This window comes from Lysobacter sp. 5GHs7-4 (assembly GCF_021284765.1).
Classification (GTDB): domain Bacteria; phylum Pseudomonadota; class Gammaproteobacteria; order Xanthomonadales; family Xanthomonadaceae; genus Lysobacter.
On record NZ_CP089924.1, the window covers coordinates 664867 to 683710 of the forward strand.

15 protein-coding genes are annotated in these 18844 nt (G+C 70.4%); 10 read left to right on the top strand and 5 right to left on the bottom strand.

Annotated elements, in window-relative coordinates; all coding sequences use genetic code 11:
* Positions 1 to 17: 17 nt before the first annotated feature.
* From LVB77_RS02750 to LVB77_RS02760, 3 genes are all read left to right on the top strand, one after another.
* Entirely contained in the window at positions 18 to 1265 is a 1248-nt protein-coding gene (locus tag LVB77_RS02750) for an HlyD family efflux transporter periplasmic adaptor subunit (RefSeq protein ID WP_232908696.1), read from the top strand.
* 94 nt (positions 1266 to 1359) lie between these two features.
* The gene (locus LVB77_RS02755; protein WP_232908697.1) at positions 1360 to 2121 is read left to right on the top strand and encodes an ABC transporter ATP-binding protein; all 762 of its coding nucleotides are present in this window, start codon (positions 1360 to 1362) and stop codon (positions 2119 to 2121) included.
* 7 nt (positions 2122 to 2128) lie between these two features.
* Positions 2129 to 4573 (top strand): ABC transporter permease, encoded by a 2445-nt coding sequence (locus LVB77_RS02760; RefSeq protein ID WP_232908698.1) that lies wholly within the window; start codon positions 2129 to 2131, stop codon positions 4571 to 4573.
* A 20-nt stretch (positions 4574 to 4593) separates the two neighbouring features.
* On the opposite strand, the gene LVB77_RS02765 is transcribed toward LVB77_RS02760, so the two are convergent.
* Positions 4594 to 5550: a LysR substrate-binding domain-containing protein gene (locus LVB77_RS02765; RefSeq protein WP_232908699.1), complete on the bottom strand. Its 957-nt coding sequence runs from the start codon at positions 5548 to 5550 to the stop codon at positions 4594 to 4596.
* A gap of 94 nt (positions 5551 to 5644) precedes the next feature.
* On the opposite strand from LVB77_RS02765, the gene LVB77_RS02770 reads away from it, so the two are divergent.
* From LVB77_RS02770 to LVB77_RS02780, 3 genes are all read left to right on the top strand, one after another.
* Positions 5645 to 6712 carry a YeiH family protein gene (locus LVB77_RS02770; protein ID WP_232908700.1) on the top strand — a complete coding sequence of 356 codons (1068 nt, stop codon included), beginning with the start codon at positions 5645 to 5647 and terminating at the stop codon, positions 6710 to 6712.
* A gap of 69 nt (positions 6713 to 6781) precedes the next feature.
* Positions 6782 to 7339 (top strand): hypothetical protein, encoded by a 558-nt coding sequence (locus tag LVB77_RS02775; protein ID WP_232908701.1) that lies wholly within the window; start codon positions 6782 to 6784, stop codon positions 7337 to 7339.
* Between the two features lie 447 nt (positions 7340 to 7786).
* On the top strand, positions 7787 to 9070 hold the full coding sequence (locus LVB77_RS02780; protein WP_232908702.1) for a M12 family metallo-peptidase: 1284 nt from the start codon (positions 7787 to 7789) through the stop codon (positions 9068 to 9070).
* 99 nt (positions 9071 to 9169) lie between these two features.
* Here LVB77_RS02780 and speE read toward each other — a convergent pair whose 3' ends face one another.
* Positions 9170 to 10027 carry a polyamine aminopropyltransferase gene (gene speE, locus LVB77_RS02785; protein WP_232908703.1) on the bottom strand — a complete coding sequence of 286 codons (858 nt, stop codon included), beginning with the start codon at positions 10025 to 10027 and terminating at the stop codon, positions 9170 to 9172.
* Between the two features lie 184 nt (positions 10028 to 10211).
* On the opposite strand from speE, the gene LVB77_RS02790 reads away from it, so the two are divergent.
* The 4 genes from LVB77_RS02790 to LVB77_RS02805 all read left to right on the top strand — a co-directional run bounded on the left by LVB77_RS02790 (position 10212) and on the right by LVB77_RS02805 (position 15225).
* The gene (locus LVB77_RS02790) at positions 10212 to 12068 is read left to right on the top strand and encodes a M48 family metalloprotease (RefSeq protein WP_232908704.1); all 1857 of its coding nucleotides are present in this window, start codon (positions 10212 to 10214) and stop codon (positions 12066 to 12068) included.
* Between the two features lie 120 nt (positions 12069 to 12188).
* Positions 12189 to 14078, top strand: coding sequence for an arginine decarboxylase (gene speA / locus LVB77_RS02795; RefSeq protein WP_232908705.1), 1890 nt, complete (start codon positions 12189 to 12191; stop codon positions 14076 to 14078).
* 17 nt (positions 14079 to 14095) lie between these two features.
* Positions 14096 to 14347, top strand: a complete 252-nt coding sequence (locus LVB77_RS02800; protein WP_232908706.1) for a YciI family protein — start codon at positions 14096 to 14098, stop codon at positions 14345 to 14347.
* 26 nt (positions 14348 to 14373) lie between these two features.
* Positions 14374 to 15225 (top strand): NAD(P)-dependent oxidoreductase, encoded by an 852-nt coding sequence (locus tag LVB77_RS02805; protein ID WP_232908707.1) that lies wholly within the window; start codon positions 14374 to 14376, stop codon positions 15223 to 15225.
* A gap of 282 nt (positions 15226 to 15507) precedes the next feature.
* On the opposite strand, the gene LVB77_RS02810 is transcribed toward LVB77_RS02805, so the two are convergent.
* The 3 genes from LVB77_RS02810 to argS form a co-directional block, all read right to left on the bottom strand.
* Entirely contained in the window at positions 15508 to 15933 is a 426-nt protein-coding gene (locus LVB77_RS02810) for a hypothetical protein (protein WP_232908708.1), read from the bottom strand.
* 366 nt (positions 15934 to 16299) lie between these two features.
* Positions 16300 to 17139, bottom strand: a complete 840-nt coding sequence (locus LVB77_RS02815; protein ID WP_232908709.1) for an SPOR domain-containing protein — start codon at positions 17137 to 17139, stop codon at positions 16300 to 16302.
* On the bottom strand, positions 17140 to 18828 hold the full coding sequence (argS, locus tag LVB77_RS02820) for an arginine--tRNA ligase (RefSeq protein WP_232908710.1): 1689 nt from the start codon (positions 18826 to 18828) through the stop codon (positions 17140 to 17142). It abuts the gene before it with no gap.
* Positions 18829 to 18844 lie beyond the last annotated feature (16 nt).

Genomic DNA, 18844 nt, shown 5'->3' on the forward strand with positions numbered 1-18844 from the left:
AGTAAAGGCAAGACCGCATGGACATCCAGAAGCCCAAACCCAAACCCTCGCCGCGCCGCAAGCTGATCCTCGGCGTGGGCGGCGCCGCACTGCTGGTCGCGGTGCTGGGCGTGTTCAACCTGGGCAGCGCCTCGCCGTCGGTGGAGCGCAACGCGCTGTGGATCGACACCGCCCAGCGCGGCGACATGCTGCGCGAGATCCGCGCCAGCGGCACGCTGATCCCCAAGAACCTGCGCTGGATCGCCGCCGACACCACCGCGGTGGTGCAGGACGTGCTGGTCGAGGCCGGCGCCAAGGTCGAAGCCGACACGGTGATCCTGCGCCTGAGCAATCCCACCGTGCTGGCCACGCGCGAGAAAGCGCGCGCGGCGCTGGCCGGCGCGCAGGCCGAGATGGCGGCGCAGCGCAATGCACTGACCTCGCAACTGCTGGATCAGCAGGCCGCGTTGGCCAAGGCCGAGTCGACTTACCAGATCAGCCAGATGCGCGCGCAGGCGCAGGAACGCGCCGAGGCCGCAGGCGTGATGTCGAAGCTGGAGGCCAGCCAGAGCCGCATCGTCGCCGATCAGGAGCGCGGACTGGTGCAGATCGAGCGCCAGCGCGTGGATGCGTTCCGCCAGAATCAATCCGCGCAGATGCAGGCCGCGCAGGCGCGTCGCGACGAGGCCGCCAGCGCGCTGGCGATCGCCGAGCAGGAGGCGCAGGCGCTGGAAGTGCGCGCGGGCATCGCCGGCACCTTGCAGCAATTGAACGTCGAGCCCGGCCAGCGCGTCGAGGCGGGCGCGGCGCTGGCGCGGGTCGCGCGTCCGGACGAGTTGATCGCGCGCCTGCAGGTACCCGAGGTGCTGGCCAAGGATCTCAGCCTGGACCTGGCCGCGGCCGTCGATACCCATAACGGCGTGGTCCAGGGCCGCATCGCACGCATCGATCCGGCGGTGCGCAACGGCAAGGTCACCGTGGACGTGCATTTCGACCGCGCCCTGCCCAAGGGCGCGCGCCCGGACCTGTCGGTGGACGGACGCATCGTGTTGGACAAGCTGCAGGACGTGCTCAGCATCGGCCGGCCCGCGCAGGCCATACCCGACGGCGCGTCGGAGTTGTTCGTGCTGCGCGCGGGCGACGACGTCGCGCGGCGCGTGCGGGTGACCTACGGCGCCGCGTCCAGCGAGCGCATCCAGGTGCGCAGCGGCCTGAACCCGGGCGATCAGGCGATCCTGTCCGACACCGCGCAATGGCAGCAGTACGACGAGCTGCGCCTGCAGTGAGGCGCGCATCCCGCCATCACCCCATCGCCGCGGGCCCGCGCCCGCGACCCACGGCGCAGTGACGCGCCGTTTCCACGACAGCCCAGGACGGACCATGGACACCTCGCCGCTGACTAACGCCGCACCGTTGATCCGACTGCGCGGCCTCAACAAGGTGTTCCACACCGACGAGCTGGAAACCCATGCCCTCTCGGACATCGCCCTGGACATCCACGCCGGCGATTTCGTCGCCATCACCGGCCCGTCCGGTTGCGGCAAATCGACCCTGCTGTCGCTGTTGGGCCTGCTGGACGCGCCCAGCGGGGGCGAATACCGGCTGCAGAACCAGGACGTGGCGGCGCTGGCGCCGGTGCAGCGCGCGCGCATCCGCAACAGTCAGATCGGTTTCATCTTCCAGGCCTTCAATCTGATCGCCGATTTGAGCGTGGAGGAAAACGTCGAATTGCCGCTCACCTACCGCGACGACCTGGACCGCGGCGAACGCCGCCGCCGTGTGCGCGAAGCCTTGGAGCGGGTGGAGATGAGCCACCGCCTGCGCCACTACCCCGGCCAGCTGTCCGGCGGCCAGCAGCAGCGCGTGGCGGTCGCGCGCGCGCTGGTCGGCCAGCCGGCGGTGCTGCTGGCCGACGAGCCCACCGGCAACCTCGACAGCCGCAACGGCGAGGCGGTGATGCGCCTGCTGGAAGACCTGCACCGCAACGGGTCGACCCTGTGCATGGTGACCCACGACGTCGCCTTCGCGCGGCGCGCGCAGAAGATCGTGCACATGCTCGACGGCCGCGTCGTCGACGCCGACACCTTCGAGCGCCAGCGCCGCGAGGACGAGCTGCCCGCGCGCCTGCTCGCCCAGGCCTGAGGCGCACATGGCGACCAAACCCGACGTGCTGCTGGCCGAAGTCGCGCAGGCCTGGCGCAACCTGATCCGCAAGCCCGCCTTCCTGCTGCTGGCCGCGGGCACGCTGGCGCTGGGCATCGCGACCACGGCGGCGGTGTTCAGCCTGCTCGACCAGGCCTTGCTGCGGCCGCTGCCGTTTGCGCAGGCCGATCGCCTGGTCACCGCCGGCATGAAGCAGGACGGCGACAGCAACATCGGCGCGCCGGCCTTGTACCAGCGTCTGCAGGGCGCGCAGGGCGTGGCCGCGCTGGGCCTGGTGTCGGCGCAGCCGCGCAGCGCCAATCTCTCTGGCGAAGGCGTAGCGGTGGTGGGCACCTTGCTCAGCGCCGATCGCGGCTTCCTCGATACGCTGGCGCTGCCGATGGCGGTGGGCCGCAACTTCAACGCCCAGGAGGACCGCGTCGACGGCGTGCCGGCGGTGATCCTCAGCCATGCTTTCTGGATGACGCGTTACGGCGGCAACCCGGCGATCGCGGGGCAGACTCTGCGTGTGGAAGGCAAGCCGATGACGGTGGTCGGCGTGCTGCCCGAGCGCTTCGCCTGGCCGCAGCGCTTCGACCTGCTTGCGCCGATGCAGCTGGCCGCCGACAGCAGCAACACCGGCACCAACGAATACATCGTCGCGCGCCTGAACGACGGCGTCGCGGTAAGTGCATTCGCCGATCAGGTCGACGCGCGCATCCGCGCCGCGTTGCCGGCGCTGCGCGGGCAGATCGGCGAGGACGGGTTCCGCTACCTGCAGCAGCAGAGCTACGACGCGCGACCCCTGATCGGGCTGTACACCGGCGCCTCCGGCTCGACCCTGTGGTTGTTCTTCGGCGCCGCCCTGTGCGTGCTGCTGATCGCGGCGATCAACCTGACCAATCTGATGGTGCTGCGCTCGATCGCGCGCAGCCACGACATGGCGGTGCGCGCGGCGATGGGTGCGCCGGCTTTGCGTCTGGCGCTGCCGGCCTTGGCCGAGGGCGCGCTGGTCGGCTTGCTGGGCAGCGCGATCGGCATGCTGCTGGCCTGGCTGGGCCTGCGCCTGCTCGGCGGCCTGGTGCCGCCGGAGTGGTTGCGCGGCGCCGATGTCGGCTTCACCGCAATGGGCGCGGTGTTCGCGCTGGTAGCGGGCGCGGCGGTGGCCTTGCTGGCGGCCGGGCTGAGCGTGTGGCGCGGCCGCTATGCGCAGCTCGGGCGCGAACTGGTCGGCGGCGGCCGCACCGGCTGGAGCCGCGCCGCGAGCCGCCTGGGCCGGGTGCTGGTGATCGCCCAGACCACGGTGGCGGTGGTGCTGCTGATCGGTGCGGCCTTGTTCGCGCGCAGCGTGCTGGCGCTGGCCTCGGTGCCGATGGGGTTCCAGAGCGCGTCGGTGGCGACGTTCTCGCTGTCGCCGGTGCGCGAGAGCCACCCCGATCTGCGCGCGGTCGAGGATCTGAGCCGGCGCCTGAGCGAACGCTTGCAACAGCTGCCCGGCGTCGAGCGCGTGGCGGTGTCCACCAACCTACCCACCGGTTCGCAACTCAATCTGCCCGCGACCCTGGCCGACGGCCAGACGGTGTCGCCCCAGTACCGGCCGGTGAGCCCGGGCTTCGATCAGGTGTTCGGCATTCCGGTGGTGTCCGGGCGCGGCCTCACCGCGCAGGACAGCGCCGGTGCCGAGCCGGTGTGCGTGGTCAGCGCCGCGTTCGCGCGCCAGTACCTGGGCGCGCAGCCGATCGGTGCGGTGGTGCGCAGCCTGGCCGACGCCGATGGCGCCTTGCTGGCGATGCGCGTGGTCGGCGTGGTCGGCGACGTGCGTCAGTTCGGTCCGGACCAGCCGGCGCCGCCGGTGATCTACGTGCCGCTGGCGCAGATGCCGCCGGCGATCTGGACCCTGCTGCGCGATTTCGCGCCGCTGCGGTTCGCATTGCGCGTGCGCGGCGAGCCCGGCGCCTTCGAGGCCGGCATCCGCGCCGCGGTCGCCGAGGTCGAATCCACCCAGCCCATCGCCGAAGTGCTGCCGATGGCGGCGGTGGTGGCGGCCACCACCAGCACGCAGAAGTTGAACCTGCTGCTGGTGGGTGTGTTCGCGGCGATGGCGCTGCTGCTGGCCTGCGTGGGCCTGTACGCGGTGATGGCGGTGGCGGTGGCCGCGCGCCAGCACGAGTTCGGCATCCGCGCCGCCCTGGGCGCGCCGCCGCGGCGTCTGTTGCGGCTGGTGTTGAAGGAAGCCGCCTTGCAGGTCGCGATCGGTTCGCTGATCGGCGTGGCGATCGCGGTGTCCTTGTCGCAGGTGTTGCAGCGCTTCCTGTTCGGCGTCGGCGCCGCCGATCCGCTGGCGATAGGCGCGGTGCTGCTGGCGCTGTCGTTGGCCGGCTTGGCGGCGAGCCTGCCGCCCGCGTTGCGTGCTGCGCGCGTGCACCCGATGCGGGTGCTGCACGCGGATTGATCGTCGCTGGGGCGATGGCTTCAGCCGTTCGCCCGGCGGCGGTCCGCAGCCCGGGGCGCGTCGGCATCCAAGGCCAGGAACGCGCGCAAGGCCGGCGCTCGCGGCCGATTGGCCAGCTCCAGACGGAACAGCCGGCGGCTCGCGGCCTGGCCGCCGCCGGCGGGCGATAGCGCGCGCAGCCGGCCCATCGCCAACAGATCGGCGACCGCGGTTTCCGGCAGCAGCGCGATGCCCGCGCCGGCTGCGACGGCGCGCGCGATGGCTTCGTTGCTGCCGATCTCGATCGTGCGCGCGGGCGCGATGCCCTGCGCATCCAACCAGGCCTGCGCGGCCTGACGCGTGCCCGATCCCGGCTCGCGCAGCAGCCAGGTCTGCCGCGCCAGCGCGGCCGGCGACATGCGCTTCGCGCGCGCGGGCGTCGCCGCCCCTTCGACCGCGCCGATCAGGCACAGCGGTTCGGTCCGCCACAGCGAGGCCGCGATGCGGGCATCGTCCACTTCGCCCTCGACGTAGCCCACGTCGATGCGGCAGTCGACCAGCGCGCGGCTGATGTCGTCGGTGTTGCCGACCACCAGTTCCAGTTCCAGCGACGGGTGGCGGCGCGCGAACGCCGCGATCGTGCGCGGCAGCCAGTACGCGGCCACGGTGGTGCTGGCGCCGATGCGCAGGCGGCCCTGGCGCAGTTCGACGCGGTCGCGCACATCCTCGCTGGCGGCGCGCTCCAGGGCGAAGATCGCGCGCGCGTGCTCGAACACGGCGCGGCCATGTTCGGTCAGCACCACGCCGCGCGGCGTCTTGCCGTCGGCGCCGCGCTCCACCAACGGCAGGTCTAGCTGATGTTCCAGCTCGCGCACGGCCTTGGACACGGCCGACTGGCTGACGAACAGCGCCTGCGCCGCGCGCGAGTAGCTCTGCGTCTCGACCACGGTCAGGAAGCTGCGCAGCAGGTGCAGGTTCATGGCATGAGTCCAATTCATGAATTCTTGAATTATATGTATTGGACGCTAGTTCCGCGCCGGCCTAAGGTGGCGCCGATTTCGCCAGGCGCGCCGCGCGCCGGAGTGCACAGCCGTGTCGTCCCTACCGAAAACCGCCGTCCCGCCCGCCGCCCGCTCGTGGCAGGCCTGGCGCAGCGCGAAGGTGTGGGCGCCAGGCTTGGCGCTGGCGGCCGCGCTGGCCGCCGCGGCCTGGCGGCTGGCCGAATGGGCGCCGCTGCGGCACCTGGGCTTGAGCGCGCTGACCCTGGCGATCGTGCTCGGCATCGCCTTGGGCAACACCGGTTTCGCGCGTGTGGCTGCGGTCGCCGGCCCCGGCGTGGACCTATGCCGCAGCCGCCTGCTGCGGCTGGGCATCGTGCTGTACGGGTTCCGCGTGAGCCTGCACGACCTGGCCGCGGTCGGCGTCGCCGGCCTGGCGGTGGACGCGGTGGTGGTGGCGGGCGTGTTCGCGACGGCGGTGTGGCTGGGCACGCGCTGGCTGAAACTGGACCGCGAGACCGCGATGCTGATCGGCGCCGGCAGCGCGATCTGCGGCGCGGCGGCGGTGATGGCGACCGGACCGGTGCTGCGCGCGCGTGCGCACCAGGTGTCGGTGGCCGTGGCCACGGTGGTCGTGTTCGGCACCGTCGGCATGTTCCTGTATCCCTGGCTGTACCCCTACCTGGGCCTGAGCGAACACGCCTACGGCCTGTATGTGGGTTCGACCGTGCACGAGGTGGCGCAGGTGGTGGTGGCCGGACGCGCGATCGGCGAAACCGCGGCCGCGACCGCCGTCGTCGAAAAGATGCTGCGGGTCATGCTGCTGGCGCCGTTCCTGTTGCTGCTGTCCACGCGCGTCGCTCGCGGCGAGGGCGCGCGCGCCCAACTGACGGTGCCTTGGTTCGCGCTGGCGTTCATCGCCGTCAGCGCCGTGCACTCCTGGTTGGCGCTGCCGCCGGCCTGGGTGGATGCGATCGTGCGCCTGGACACCGCCTTGCTGGCGATGGCGATGGCCGCGCTGGGCCTGCGCACCCAGATCGGCGCGATCCGCCAAGCCGGCGCCAAGCCGCTGGTACTGGCCGGGCTGCTGTTCGCACTGCTGACGGTGGGCGGCTATGCGCTCAATCGGGCGGCGATGCACTGGATCGGCGCTGGCCCGTAGTACCGTTAGTCCGCTGCCGCGACCGAGAAGCGTCGAGGATAGCGCCCAGGCGCGCACGGTGGAGACGGAATGAACGCGAACTATCGAACCCACGCTTTACGATCGCTGGCGCGTTGGCTGGTCTGGCCGTTGGCGGCGATCGCGACGCCGGCATGGTGCTGTTCGCCTGCCGCGCCGTTGGACGGCGGCACCGCCTACGCCGCCAAGCAAGTGTTCGTGTTCCAACTGAAGGCCACCCGCCTGGCGTCGCCGCCGAAGGAGGTCGAAGGTACGGTGTACGGCGATATCCGGGTGCTGAACGTCCTGCGCGGTAGCGCGCCGATCTCGCCGAGTATTCGCTACTACACCGGGCCATGCGGCGGAACGCGGTTGGACACCGGCCACTACTACGCCGCCTTCGTCGAGCAGGCCAAACCGGGTTGGTGGGCCAACAGCGGCACGGTCATCCATCTGGGCGGCGCGTCGCCGCAGGGCGGTGGGACCATCGCCGAACTGCGCAAGATTCTGGACGGTCGCATCGCCTTGGAACGCAGCCCCTTGTTCGCGGGACGCGCTTTCGTCGAAAGCAGATGGCCGCCGCCGCCGCGGCTTCCGCCACCGAAACCCGCCAAGCCGCGCGCCCACTGAGCCAGAAACGCACGTAGCGGAGCCTGCGGCGGCTTCGACTCTTGGGGCTTTAGCTTGGTCCGGGCAGGGGCGGCTGCAATACGAGTGCGTCTAGTGCGCACAAAGAGTGCCGATCGATTCGGCGCGATAGCACTGCCGAAAAAAGAGCGCATGCGGTCGGTGACCGTCCGACGCTGGACGGCCTTGGCACCGCCGCGCGCAGACGGCCGACTCAATACTGAAATCTGTGATTCGCAGCGTGCTTTACGGGTGAATTCCCCCATGACGCCGAGCAGATAGCCGCTAGACGCACGCCTAAGCTCTGGCCGTTCTCGGCGATTCGATCGCGTCGATGCGATTCCGAAACCGCGCGCGATACCACCACCGATCCGGCCACGAACACGTCGGGCGACAGCTTCGTCGCCGCCGATGCCACCCATCACCGCAGTGTTCTAGGGAGAGACTCACATGCAAAAGGCAATCTTGGCTTTGTCCATCGCCGGCTTGGTCGCGGCCACGGTCAACGTGGCGGGCGCGCAATCGGCGGCGGTGCCGGAACTGTTCCAGGCGCATTCGTCGCATGCGGCGGCCGCGGCCGCGGTGCCCGCGAGCGTCAACCACATGATCAACGGCAAGAGCGCGCAGTGGGCCGCCTCGGTGTCCATCGACCGCAAGGTGCTGACCGGCGCGCAGCGCGAGCTGATGCTGACCATGCCGGAGGGCGCGCGTCTGCACATGCGCCTGGCCAAGTCCTATCGCACGTCCGCCGGCGACGTGGTCTGGTCGGGCGCCGACGCGCTGCTGCCCACCGGCCAGCTCAAGCTGGGCGGCGTACCGCCCTCCACGGCCTTGTTCGTGGTGCGCGGCCAGCGCGTGACCGGCCAGATCGCCACCGGTACCGGCGAGGTCTACGAGGTGCTGACTTCCGAGGACGGGGCGCAGCAGTTCCTGGTCAAGCGCGATCCGGCCAGCCTGGAAGGCGCCGACGATACGCCGGCCCATTCCGATCTGCCGCAGCAGCCCGATCGCGGCACCGTCGCGCGCCCGATGGCCAACGCGCTGCTCGCCGACACCATCATCCGCGTCCTGCAGGTCTATACGCCCGAAGCGGTGAGCGAGCTGGGCGGGCAGAACTCGGCCAACGACCGCGCCGCGTTCTTCATCGCGCAATCGAACACCGCGTTCGCCAACAACGCGCTGACCGTGAAGTTCGAGAGCGCCGGCGTCCGCTTCCCCACGCAGGGCCAGGCCACCAACGATTCCAGCACGCTGGTGTCGCGTATCAAGGGCACCAGCGACGGCTGGTACGACGCCTATTCGACCACCGAGCGCAACAACACCGCCGCCGACCTGGTGACGCTGGTGGTGCGTGACGGCCTGAGCAGCCCCAGCGGCCTGCTGTGCGGCCAGGCTGCGGCGATCGGCGCGAGCGCGGCGAACGGATTCTTCGTGCAGAACCATTCCTGCAGCACCTTCACCTTCGTGCACGAGGCAGCGCATCTGTTCGGCGCGCGTCACGACAACGACCCGACCACCACGCCGTTCTCGTACGGTCACGGCTACGTCAACTCGGCCGGAAACTTCCGCACGATCATGGCGGTGAACTCGAACCCGCAGCCGCGCATCGGCTATTTCTCGACCACCGACCAGAACTACGTGTCGGGCGGCGTGAGCCGGCCGCTGGGCACCAGCACCCGCAACAACGAGCGCGTCATGCGCGAGCGCGCGGCGGCGATGGCGGCGTTCCGCTGATTCAGGCGCCGGAAACGACGCGGGGGCCGATGCCGGCCCCCGCGATTTCCTACGTGCAACTCGTGTACGGAGCTGGGCCGAGCCGGGCTCCGTGCGCGATTAGCCCTCGCCCAACGCCTGGGCCACGAACGGCGGCAGCGTCTGCGCGCCGCGGTGGATGTCGGCGCTGTAATACAGCGTGTCGAAGCCCTTGCCGCGCGCGTCGGCGTCGCGGAACTCGAAGCCGCCGGCGCGCTTGCGCGCCAGCGTCGCGCTCCACCAGCCGGTGGGGTAGCACGGCTGCGGGAACGGCAGGGTCTGGAAGCTGGCGAAACCGGCCTTGCCCATCTCGCCGCGCATTTCCTTGATCAGGTCCAGCAGCACCAGCGGCGATTCCGACTGCTGCACCAGGATGCCGTCCTCGCGCAGCGCGCGGAAGCAGCTTTCGTAGAAGGCCTTGTTGAACAGGCCCTCGGCCGGACCGACCGGATCGGTGGAGTCGACGATGATGATGTCGACGCTGCCCGGCGCGCGGTTGGCCATGTAGGCGATGCCGTCGTCGAACAGCAGCTGCGCGCGCGCGTCGCCGTTGCGCTCGCACAGCTCGGGGAACCACTTCTCGGCCATGCGCGTGACCTGCTCGTCGATATCGCACTGCACGGCCTCTTCGACGCCGGGGTGCTTGAGCACTTCGCGCAGCGTGCCGCAGTCGCCGCCGCCGATGATGACCACGTTCTTGGGCGCGGCGTGGGTGAACAGCGCCGGGTGCGACATCATCTCGTGATAGAGGAAGTTGTCGCGCGTGGTCAGCATCATCGCGCCGTCGATCAGCATCAGGTTGCCCCAGTCGGTGCTCTCGAAGATCTCGATCTTCTGGAACGGCGACTGGACCTCGTCGAGTTTGCGGGTGATGCGGTAGCCGATGGCCGAGCCGGCGCGCTCGAAATTCTCGTAATGCCAGGTGTCGGAGCTGCTCATGCGGGTGGTTCCAGAAAGGTGGGACGCGCCGTCCAAGATAACCGGCGTGGATGACGGCTTGCGTTGCGCCGCGGCGTGCGGGCGCTGCGCCAGGACGGGGGGCGGCATTGTAGCGGACCCGGCGTGAGGCGCCCGGCCTGGCCTAAAATAGCGGCGGGCGCGGGGGGCGCATCAGGGGGCAGGGATGGCATCGGTTGCACGGTATCGCGGGTTGGTCGAGCGCCTGGAGCGCGAAGCGCAGCAAGCGCCGGGACGTTACAAGTTCAAGCTGGCCCTGTTGGCGGGCCTGGGGTTCGCGGTGTTGGGCGGCACGGTGCTGCTGGCGCTGGGCATGTCGGTGGGGCTGGTGGTGGCGCTGCTGGCGATCAGTCCGGTGCTGCTGCTGAAGCTGATCAAGGTGATCTGGATTCCGGTCGCGTTCGGCTGGTTCGTGCTGAAGGCGTTGTGGGTGAAGTTCGAGCCGCCGGAAGGCTACGTGCTGGGCGCCGACGAGGCGCCGGCGCTGCGGGCCGAGATCGAGCGCCTGCGCGAGCAGACCGGGGCGCCGCCGCTGAAGCAGATCCTGATCGATCCCAACCTCAACGCCGGCGCGGCCAGCGTGCCGCGGCTGATGGGGCTGTTGGGCCACACGCATTATCTGGTGCTGGGCCTGCCGCTGATGCAGTTGCTCAGCCGCGAACAGTTCGCCGCGGTGGTGGCGCACGAATTCGGCCATTTCGGCGGCGGCCACGGCCGCTTCTCGGGCTGGATCTACCGGGTGCGCGCGAGCTGGTGCCGGTTCCTGGGCGAGCTGTCGCAACGCCGTTCGCGCATGGGCGCGGTGTTTCTGCGCTTCTTCAACTGGTATGCGCCGTACTTCGACGCCTACAGCTTCGTGCTGGCGCGCGCGCAGGAGTACGACGCCGACGCCACCGCCGCGCGCGTGACCGGCGCGCCGGCCATGGCGCAGGCGTTGCAGCGCGTGGGGCTGGGCGGCCTACGTCTACAGCGCGATTTCTGGGCCGGCGTGGAACGCAGCGTGACCGCGCAGCCGGCGCCGCCGCAGGCGCTGTACCGCGATATGGCCGGCAGCTTCGCCGCGGTCAACAGCGACGAGCCGGCGCGGCTGGACGAACTGCTCAACGAGCAGCCGGGCCTGGACGACACCCACCCGACCCTGGCCCAGCGCCTGCAAGCCCTGGGCCAGACGCCCGCCGCGGTGCCGGCGCCGGCGCAGACGGCGGCGCAAGCGCTGCTGGGGCCGCTGCAGGCGACGCTGGAGGAGCGCTTCAGCCGCCAGTGGCGCGAGCAGGTCGCCGAGTCCTGGCGCCAGCGTCACGACGCGCACGGCCAGGACCAGGCGCGCCTGTCGGAGCTGGAGGCGCGCGTGGACGCGCTGGCCGGCGCCGAACTGGGCGAGTACGCCATGCTGGTCGATCGCCTGCGCGAGGAAGCCGACGCGGTGCCGTTGTACCGCGCGGCCCTGGCCGAGCGGCCCGACGACGCGCTCACGCGTGCCCGGCTGGGCGCGAAGCTGCTGGATCGCGAGGACGCCGAGGGCGTGGAGCACCTGGAGCGCGCGCTGGCGCTGGACCCCGACCTGGCCGAGCAGGCGCTGCCGATGCTGATGGGACACCACCGGCGCGTCGGCGACGAGGCCGCGTTCGAAGCCGCGGTCCAGCGCCTGACCGCGCTGTATCAGCGCCGCGACGGCGCCTTGCTCGCGCGCGAGCAGGTCGACGCCAAGAAGGATCGACTGCTCGAACACGGCCTGGGTGCCGACGACTTGCGCGGCGCGGTCGCCGGGCTACAGGCCTCCGGCAAGGTCAAACAGGCCTGGATCGTGCGCAAGCAGATCGAGGGCGACGACAGCGGCATTCCGCATTACCTGGTGCTGTTGGAGCTGCGCGGTGTGGCCTGGACCGAGGGCGGCATGCTGCAGCAGGTGCTCGACGGCCTGGAGCTGCCGGGCAGCGTCGTGGTCCTGCACGCGTCCAGCCACCGCGCGCTGGCCAAGCGGATCAAGGCCGTGCCGGGCGCACGGGTGTACGTGCGCGGCTGAACCGGCGGGCGTCCGGAGCGGCTGCGGCTGCGTCCGCGGTCCGTTCAGGCAGCGATGGCCGGGATGGAGGCATGGGGGCGGTAGAATGCGCGTCCCCTCCGCCCCACTGGTGCCACGCCGATGTCCGACTGGTCGCTCGATCAGGCCCGCAAGACCTACTCGATCCCGCATTGGTCCGAAGGCTACTTCGACGTCGATACGGCCGGGCGCGTCGTGGTGCGGCCGCACGGCGAGCGCGGGCCGGCGATTCCGCTGCCCGAGGTGGTCGACGCCGCGCGCGCCAACGGCGCCAAGCTGCCGGTGCTGGTGCGCTTCCCCGACATCCTCGGCGACCGCCTGGGCAAGCTGCAGGCCGCGTTCGCGCAGGCGCAGGCCGACTGGGACTACAGCGGCGGCTACACCGCGGTATATCCGATCAAGGTCAACCAGCATCAGGGCGTGGCCGGTACGCTGGCCTCGCACCGCGGCGAGGGCTTCGGCCTGGAAGCGGGCAGCAAGCCCGAGCTGATGGCGGTGCTGGCGCTGAGCCGGCCCGGCGGCCTGATCGTCTGCAACGGCTACAAGGACCGCGAGTACATTCGCCTGGCCCTGATCGGCCGCAAGCTGGGCATGGAGACCTTCATCGTCGTCGAGAAGCCCTCCGAGCTGGCCCTGGTGATCGAAGAGGCGCAGGCCCTGGGCGTGCAGCCGGGCCTGGGCGTGCGCATGCGCCTGGCCTCGCTGGGCGCGGGCAAGTGGCAGAACAGCGGCGGCGACAAGGCCAAGTTCGGGCTGTCGCCGCGCCAGGTGCTGGACCTGTGGAAGAAGCTGCGCGACGCCGGCATGGGCGATTGCCTGCAGCTGCTGCATTTCCACATGGGCTCGCAGATTTCCAACGTGCGCGACATCGCCAATGGCATGCGCGAGGCCACGCGCTACTTCGTCGAGCTGTCCAAGCTGGGCGCCCAGGTGCGCTACATGGACGTGGGCGGCGGCCTGGGTATCGACTACGAGGGCACGCGTTCGCGCGGCTATTGCTCGATCAACTACGGCATCGGCCAATACGCCAACAGCATCGTCCAGCCGCTGGCCGAGGCCTGCGTCGAGCACGGCCTGACGCCGCCGCGTGTGGTCACCGAATGCGGCCGCGCGATGACCGCGCACCATGCGGTGCTGGTGGCCAACGTGTCGGAGGTCGAGGAAGCGCCGGAAGGCCGCATTCCCGAGCCGCACGACGACGAGCCGACGGTGGTGCGCCATCTGCGCGAGATCCACGACGAACTCGACCGGCGCCCGGCGGTGGAACTGTTCCACGAAGCCCAGCACCATCACAGCGAAGGCCTGTCGCTGTACGCCCTGGGCCAGATCGATCTGGTCCACCGCGCGCGCATCGACGACCTGTTCTACGCGATCGCCCACGCGGTGCGTCAGCGCCTGAACTACGATGAGAAGAGCCACCGCGAGCTGCTGGACGAACTCAACGACCGCCTGGTCGACAAGTACTTCGTCAACTTCAGCGTGTTCGAGTCGATTCCGGACGTGTGGGCGATCGACCAGGTGTTCCCGATCGTGCCGATCGAGCGCTTGAACGAGACGCCGGAGCGTCGCGGCATCCTGGCCGACATGACCTGCGATTCCGACGGCACGGTCAAGACCTACGTCGAGAACGAAGGCCTGGATAGCTCGCTGCCGCTGCACCGCCTCAAGCACGGGCAGAGCTACCGCCTGGGCTTCTTCCTGGTCGGCGCCTACCAGGAGATCCTGGGCGACATCCACAACCTGTTCGGCGACACCGACGCGGTGGAAGTGCGCGTGGACGGCGACGGCTACCGGATCGCGCAGCAGCGCCGCGGCGACACCACCGACGTGATGCTGGACTACGTCGGCTACCGCCTGTCCGATCTGCGCCAGACCTACCGCGACAAGGTCGCCGCGGCCGGGCTGTCGGACGAGGAATCCGCACGCCTGAACGAGGCGCTGGAAACCGGTCTGACCGGTTACACCTATCTCAGCGACGCGCCGCTGGCGTGAGCGACGACGGCGCGAGCATGAAGCGGTACCTGGTGCTGGCGATGCGCGAGCCCGCGTTCGACGAGAGCGTGATCGGACCGCACCGCGAATTCATCGCCGCCCTGCGCGAGCAAGGCCGGCTGGAACGCTCGGGCGCGTTCTCGGACAAGAGCGGCGGCGCCTACGTGCTGCTGGCCCCGGACCTGGACGCGGCGACCGCGCTGGCCCACGCCGACCCGCTGCATCGGGTCGGAGCGTCGCGACTGACGATTTACGAATGGCAGGTCTGAACACCCTCACGGGACGGAAGGTTGAAATGAAAGTCGGATTCATAGGCCTGGGCGCGATGGGCGCGCCGATGGTGCGTTACGTGCACGGCAAGGGCCTGCTCACCGCGGTCGGCAACCGCACCCAGTCCAAGGCCGACGCGCTGGCCGCGGAGCTGGACGTGCGCGCCGCGCGCTCGGCGGCCAACTTCGCCGACTGCGACGTGGTTACGCTGTGCGTGTCGTTGGACGCGGACGTGCTGGAAAACGTCGCCGCGCTGGCCGACGTGCTCAAGGCCGGCGCGGTGGTGGTCGACCATTCGACGGTCGCGGTGGACACCGCGCGCCGCTGCGCGGCGATGCTGGCCACGCACAACATCGGTTTCCTCGACGCGCCGGTGTCCGGCGGCGTCGAAGGCGCGCGCAACGGCAAGCTGTCGGTGATGGTCGGCGGCGACGCCGACGTGCTGGAGCGCGCGCGCCCGGCGATCGAGTCCTACGCCGCCCGCATCAGCCACATGGGCGGCACCGGCGCCGGCCAGGCCACCAAGGCGGTCAACCAGGTGCTGGTGGCCGGCATCAACGAAGCGGTCTGCGAAGGCCTGGCCCTGGGCGAGAAGCTCGGCCTGGATCCGGAGCGGCTGCTGCCGACCCTGCTGGCCGGCGCGGCCAATAATTGGTTCCTCGACAAGCGCGGCGCGACCATGCTGCGCGACGAGTTCGCGCCGGGCTTCAAGTGCGCGCACATGCTCAAGGATCTGCGCATCGTGCAGGCGATCGCGCGCGACAGCGGCATCCGCACCACCACCATCGACCAGGCCCTGGCCGACTACGCCGAACTGATCGAACGCGGCATGGGCGAGTCGGATACTTCGGCGCTGATCGCGATCAAGCGCAGCTGACCGTAGCGGCTATCGGCTCAGGCCGAGGCCGCGCCGATAATCGCATCGTCGCGATACCGCGTCGCCGTGCGATACCGCGGTCTGTTTTCGGCATGCGCCGTAGCCGCGACTTCAAAAGCAAATCCCCCTCAATCCCCCTTTTTCAAAGGGGGAGGCCCAGGTGTGGCGTTTCGCAGGGACAGGCCCGGGCGCGGCGTTTCATGGGGGGAAAGCACAACGCGATGTTTCGCTTTCTGTGGGAGCGGCGTGAGCCGCGATCGACTCGGGCCGAAGCCGCGTCGCTCAGGCCGAAGCCGCGTCGCCGCCGCGCGAGCGGCGCGCGGCCAGGAATTGCCCCAGGCTCGCACCCGCCCAGGCTGCGAGCAGGTTCAACACGATCGCGACGCCGTTGTACTTCAGCATCGCCGGCAGCGACGCCATCGGCGGCGGGCTGTCGGGGGCGATCATCGCCACCAGCACGGTCAGGATCGCCAGCCAGACGATCAGCACCATCAGCACGGCGACCGCGCGGAACTTCCTGCGCGCGATCGCGCCGCCTACGGTCATCGCCAGCAGCACCATCAGCACGTCGCCCAGCGGCACCCGTCCCAGCGGCGTGTGGAAGATCTGCCCGCCGTCGCTGTTGGCGCCGGCCAGCTGCGCGGCCAGTCCACCCAGCAACAGCACCGACAGTGCGGCGATGCAGCCCAGTAGTACGCGTTTGTCCATGCTTCACCCTGCTGCGAACCGGGCGAGTCTACCGCGAGGCCGTGGATCGCAAAGCGTCGGCGGTGCGGGCTGTGACCGCGCTCGCGCTTGCGGGCTAGTGGCTCGCGTTTAAACGGCGAAGGCGGTGAGTCCGGCAGGGGGCGCGGCGTTGCGTCCACGGTGCCGAGGGCGGCGGCGATGCGGTTCGCCTGCGGCTCTGCGCATCCTACGGCCCTATGGCCACAGGGTCCGTAAGTCTGCAGCCGCGCGCGCTGCTCCAGTCGTGAGGTGCGGCGACAACCGCACCCTCGAGGCGTCGCAGGCGGTGCGCGGCGCTTTGCCGATGTCGCGGCACGCCGAAAGCGCGCCGCATCCTTCGAAGGCCGCTTACTTGACCTTGATCGCCAGGCCCGGCAGGCCGCCGCTGCTGAGCTTGCGCTTGGCATCGGCGAGGTCGCTGGCGGTGCCGTAGGGCCCCATGCGCACGCGATAGACGGTCTTGCCGCCGATCTGCGCTTCTTCCACGCGCGCGCCCAAGCCCAGCATCGCGATCTTGGCCTTCATTTCCTCGGCCTGGCCAGACGCCTGGAAGGCACCGGCCTGCAGCAGGTAACGGGTGTTGTCGTCCACGGGCGTCGCCGCTGCCGCGCTGGCGTTGCCTGCGGCGGCGGGCGCCGCCGTGGCCACGGTGTTGGCAGCCGGTGCGGAGGCGGCCGGCGTGGCGGGGCCGGCATCGACCGGCTTGGGCAACGCGGCGGCGGTGTTGGCGGCGGTGGGCGTGGCGGGGTTGGCCGGCGTCGTCGCGTTCTGCGCGGCGGCCTGCGCGGCCTGCTGCTTCTGTTGCTGGGCCAGACGCTGGGCTTCGGCGCGCTCGGTGGCGGCCAGCTCGGCGTCGGTCAGCGGCACTTCCTTGCCCGGCAGCAGGGTGTAGAAGTCGTATTCGGGCCCCTGCTTGGGCGCGTCCGCGGCGGGCTTGGCCTGGGTGGGCGCGGCGTCGCCGTCGGGCGCGACGGTTTCGTCCTCGGCCACCGCCACCGGCGCGGGCTGCGCGTCGGGGTTGGGCTTGGGCCGGAAGAAGCCGTCGCCGTCGGACTTGAGGAACTTCGGCGCCGACAGGATCAGCACCACGCCCAGCAGGACGCCGATGACGCCCCAGGCCCAGCCGGGCAGGCCGCCGCTGTTGCCCTGATTGCGCTTCGCTTGCGATTTACCGCGTCGTGCTGCCACTTACATCACCTCGGGGGCGCTGACGCCCAACAGATCCAGACCGTTCGCCAGCACCTGGCGCGTCGCCGTCGCCAGCGCCAGGCGCGCGTTGCGCACGGCGTCGTCGTCGACCAGGAACTGGTGGTCGTTGTAATACGTCTGGAAGGTCTGCGCCAACTCCAGCAGATACGCAGCGATCTGGTGCGGTTCCAGATCGCGGCCGGCCGCGGCAACCACGTCGGGGTAGCGCAGCAGGGTGGAGACCAGCTCGCGCAGGGCGTCGTCGTCCAGATCCAGCGGCTGGGCCAGGCCCTGCTCCAGATCGAAGGACAGGCCGCGCTCCTTGAGCTGGCGCATCAGGCCGCACATGCGCGCATGCGAGACCTGCACGTAGTAGACCGGGTTGTCCATCGACTGCGAACGCGCCAGGTCGATGTCGAAGGTGAGCTGCGAGTCGGGCTTGCGCGCGATCAGGAACCAGCGCACCGCGTCGCAACCGGCCTCGTCGATCAGGTCGCGCAGGGTCAGGTAGCTGCCGGCGCGCTTGGACAGCTTCACTTCCTCGCCGCCACGCATCACCGTGACCATCTGGTGCAGCACGTATTCCGGCCAGCCCTGCGGGATGCCCGCATCCAGCGCCTGCAGGCCGGCGCGCACGCGCGCCAGCGAGCCGTGGTGGTCCGCGCCCAGTTCGGTGATGGCGCGCTCGTAGCCGCGCTGCCACTTGCTGAGGTGGTAGGCGACGTCGGGCACGAAGTAGGTGTAGGTGCCGTCGGACTTGCGCATCACGCGGTCCTTGTCGTCGCCGAAGTCGGTGCTGCGCAGCCACAGCGCGCCGCCTTCCTCGTAGGTGTGGCCGTGCGCGATCAGCTCGCGCACGGTCTCCTCGACCTTGTCGTCGGCGTACAGCGAGCTTTCCAGGAAATACACGTCGAAACCGACGCCGTAGGCGGCCAGGTCGCCGTTCTGCTCGCGGCGCAGGTAGGCCACGGCGAAGCGGCGGATCGCGTCGAGGTCGTCGGCATCGCCGGCGCCGGTCACGGCGTGGCCGTCGACCTCGACCGTGGCGCCGTCGAGGTAGGCGCGGGCGACATCGGCGATGTAGTCGCCGCGGTAGCCGTCTTCCGGCCAGCCTTCGTCGCCCGGCGCGATGCCGCGCGCGCGCGCCTGGGTCGAAATCGCCAGGTTGTTGATCTGCACGCCGGCATCGTTGTAGTAGAACTCGCGCGCCACGTTCCAGCCGTTGGCGGCCAGCACGCGCGCGATGCAGTCGCCGATCACCGCGGCGCGGCCATGGCCGACGTGCAGCGGGCCGGTCGGATTGGCCGACACGTACTCGACGCCGGCGCGGTGGCCGGCGCCGCCGTCGTTGCGGCCGTAGTGCGCGCCGGCGGCCAGCGCTTCGCGCAGCAGGCGGCGCCAGGCCGATTCGTCGACGTGGAAATTGATGAAGCCCGGGCCGGCGATCTCGACGCGCGCGATGTCGCCGTTGTTCGGCAGGGCATCGACCAGCTTCTGCGCGATCTCGCGCGGATTGGCGCGCGCGGGCTTGGACAGCAGCATCGCGGCGTTGGTCGAGAAGTCGCCTTGGGCGCGGGTCTTGGGGCGTTCGATCACGAAATCGGGCGTGGCGAGGTCGGCCGGCAAGGTGCCGGCGGCGCGCAATGCATCGATGGCCTGCGCGACCAGCGCGCGGAGATGGGTTTTCACGGGGATTCTGCGGGGT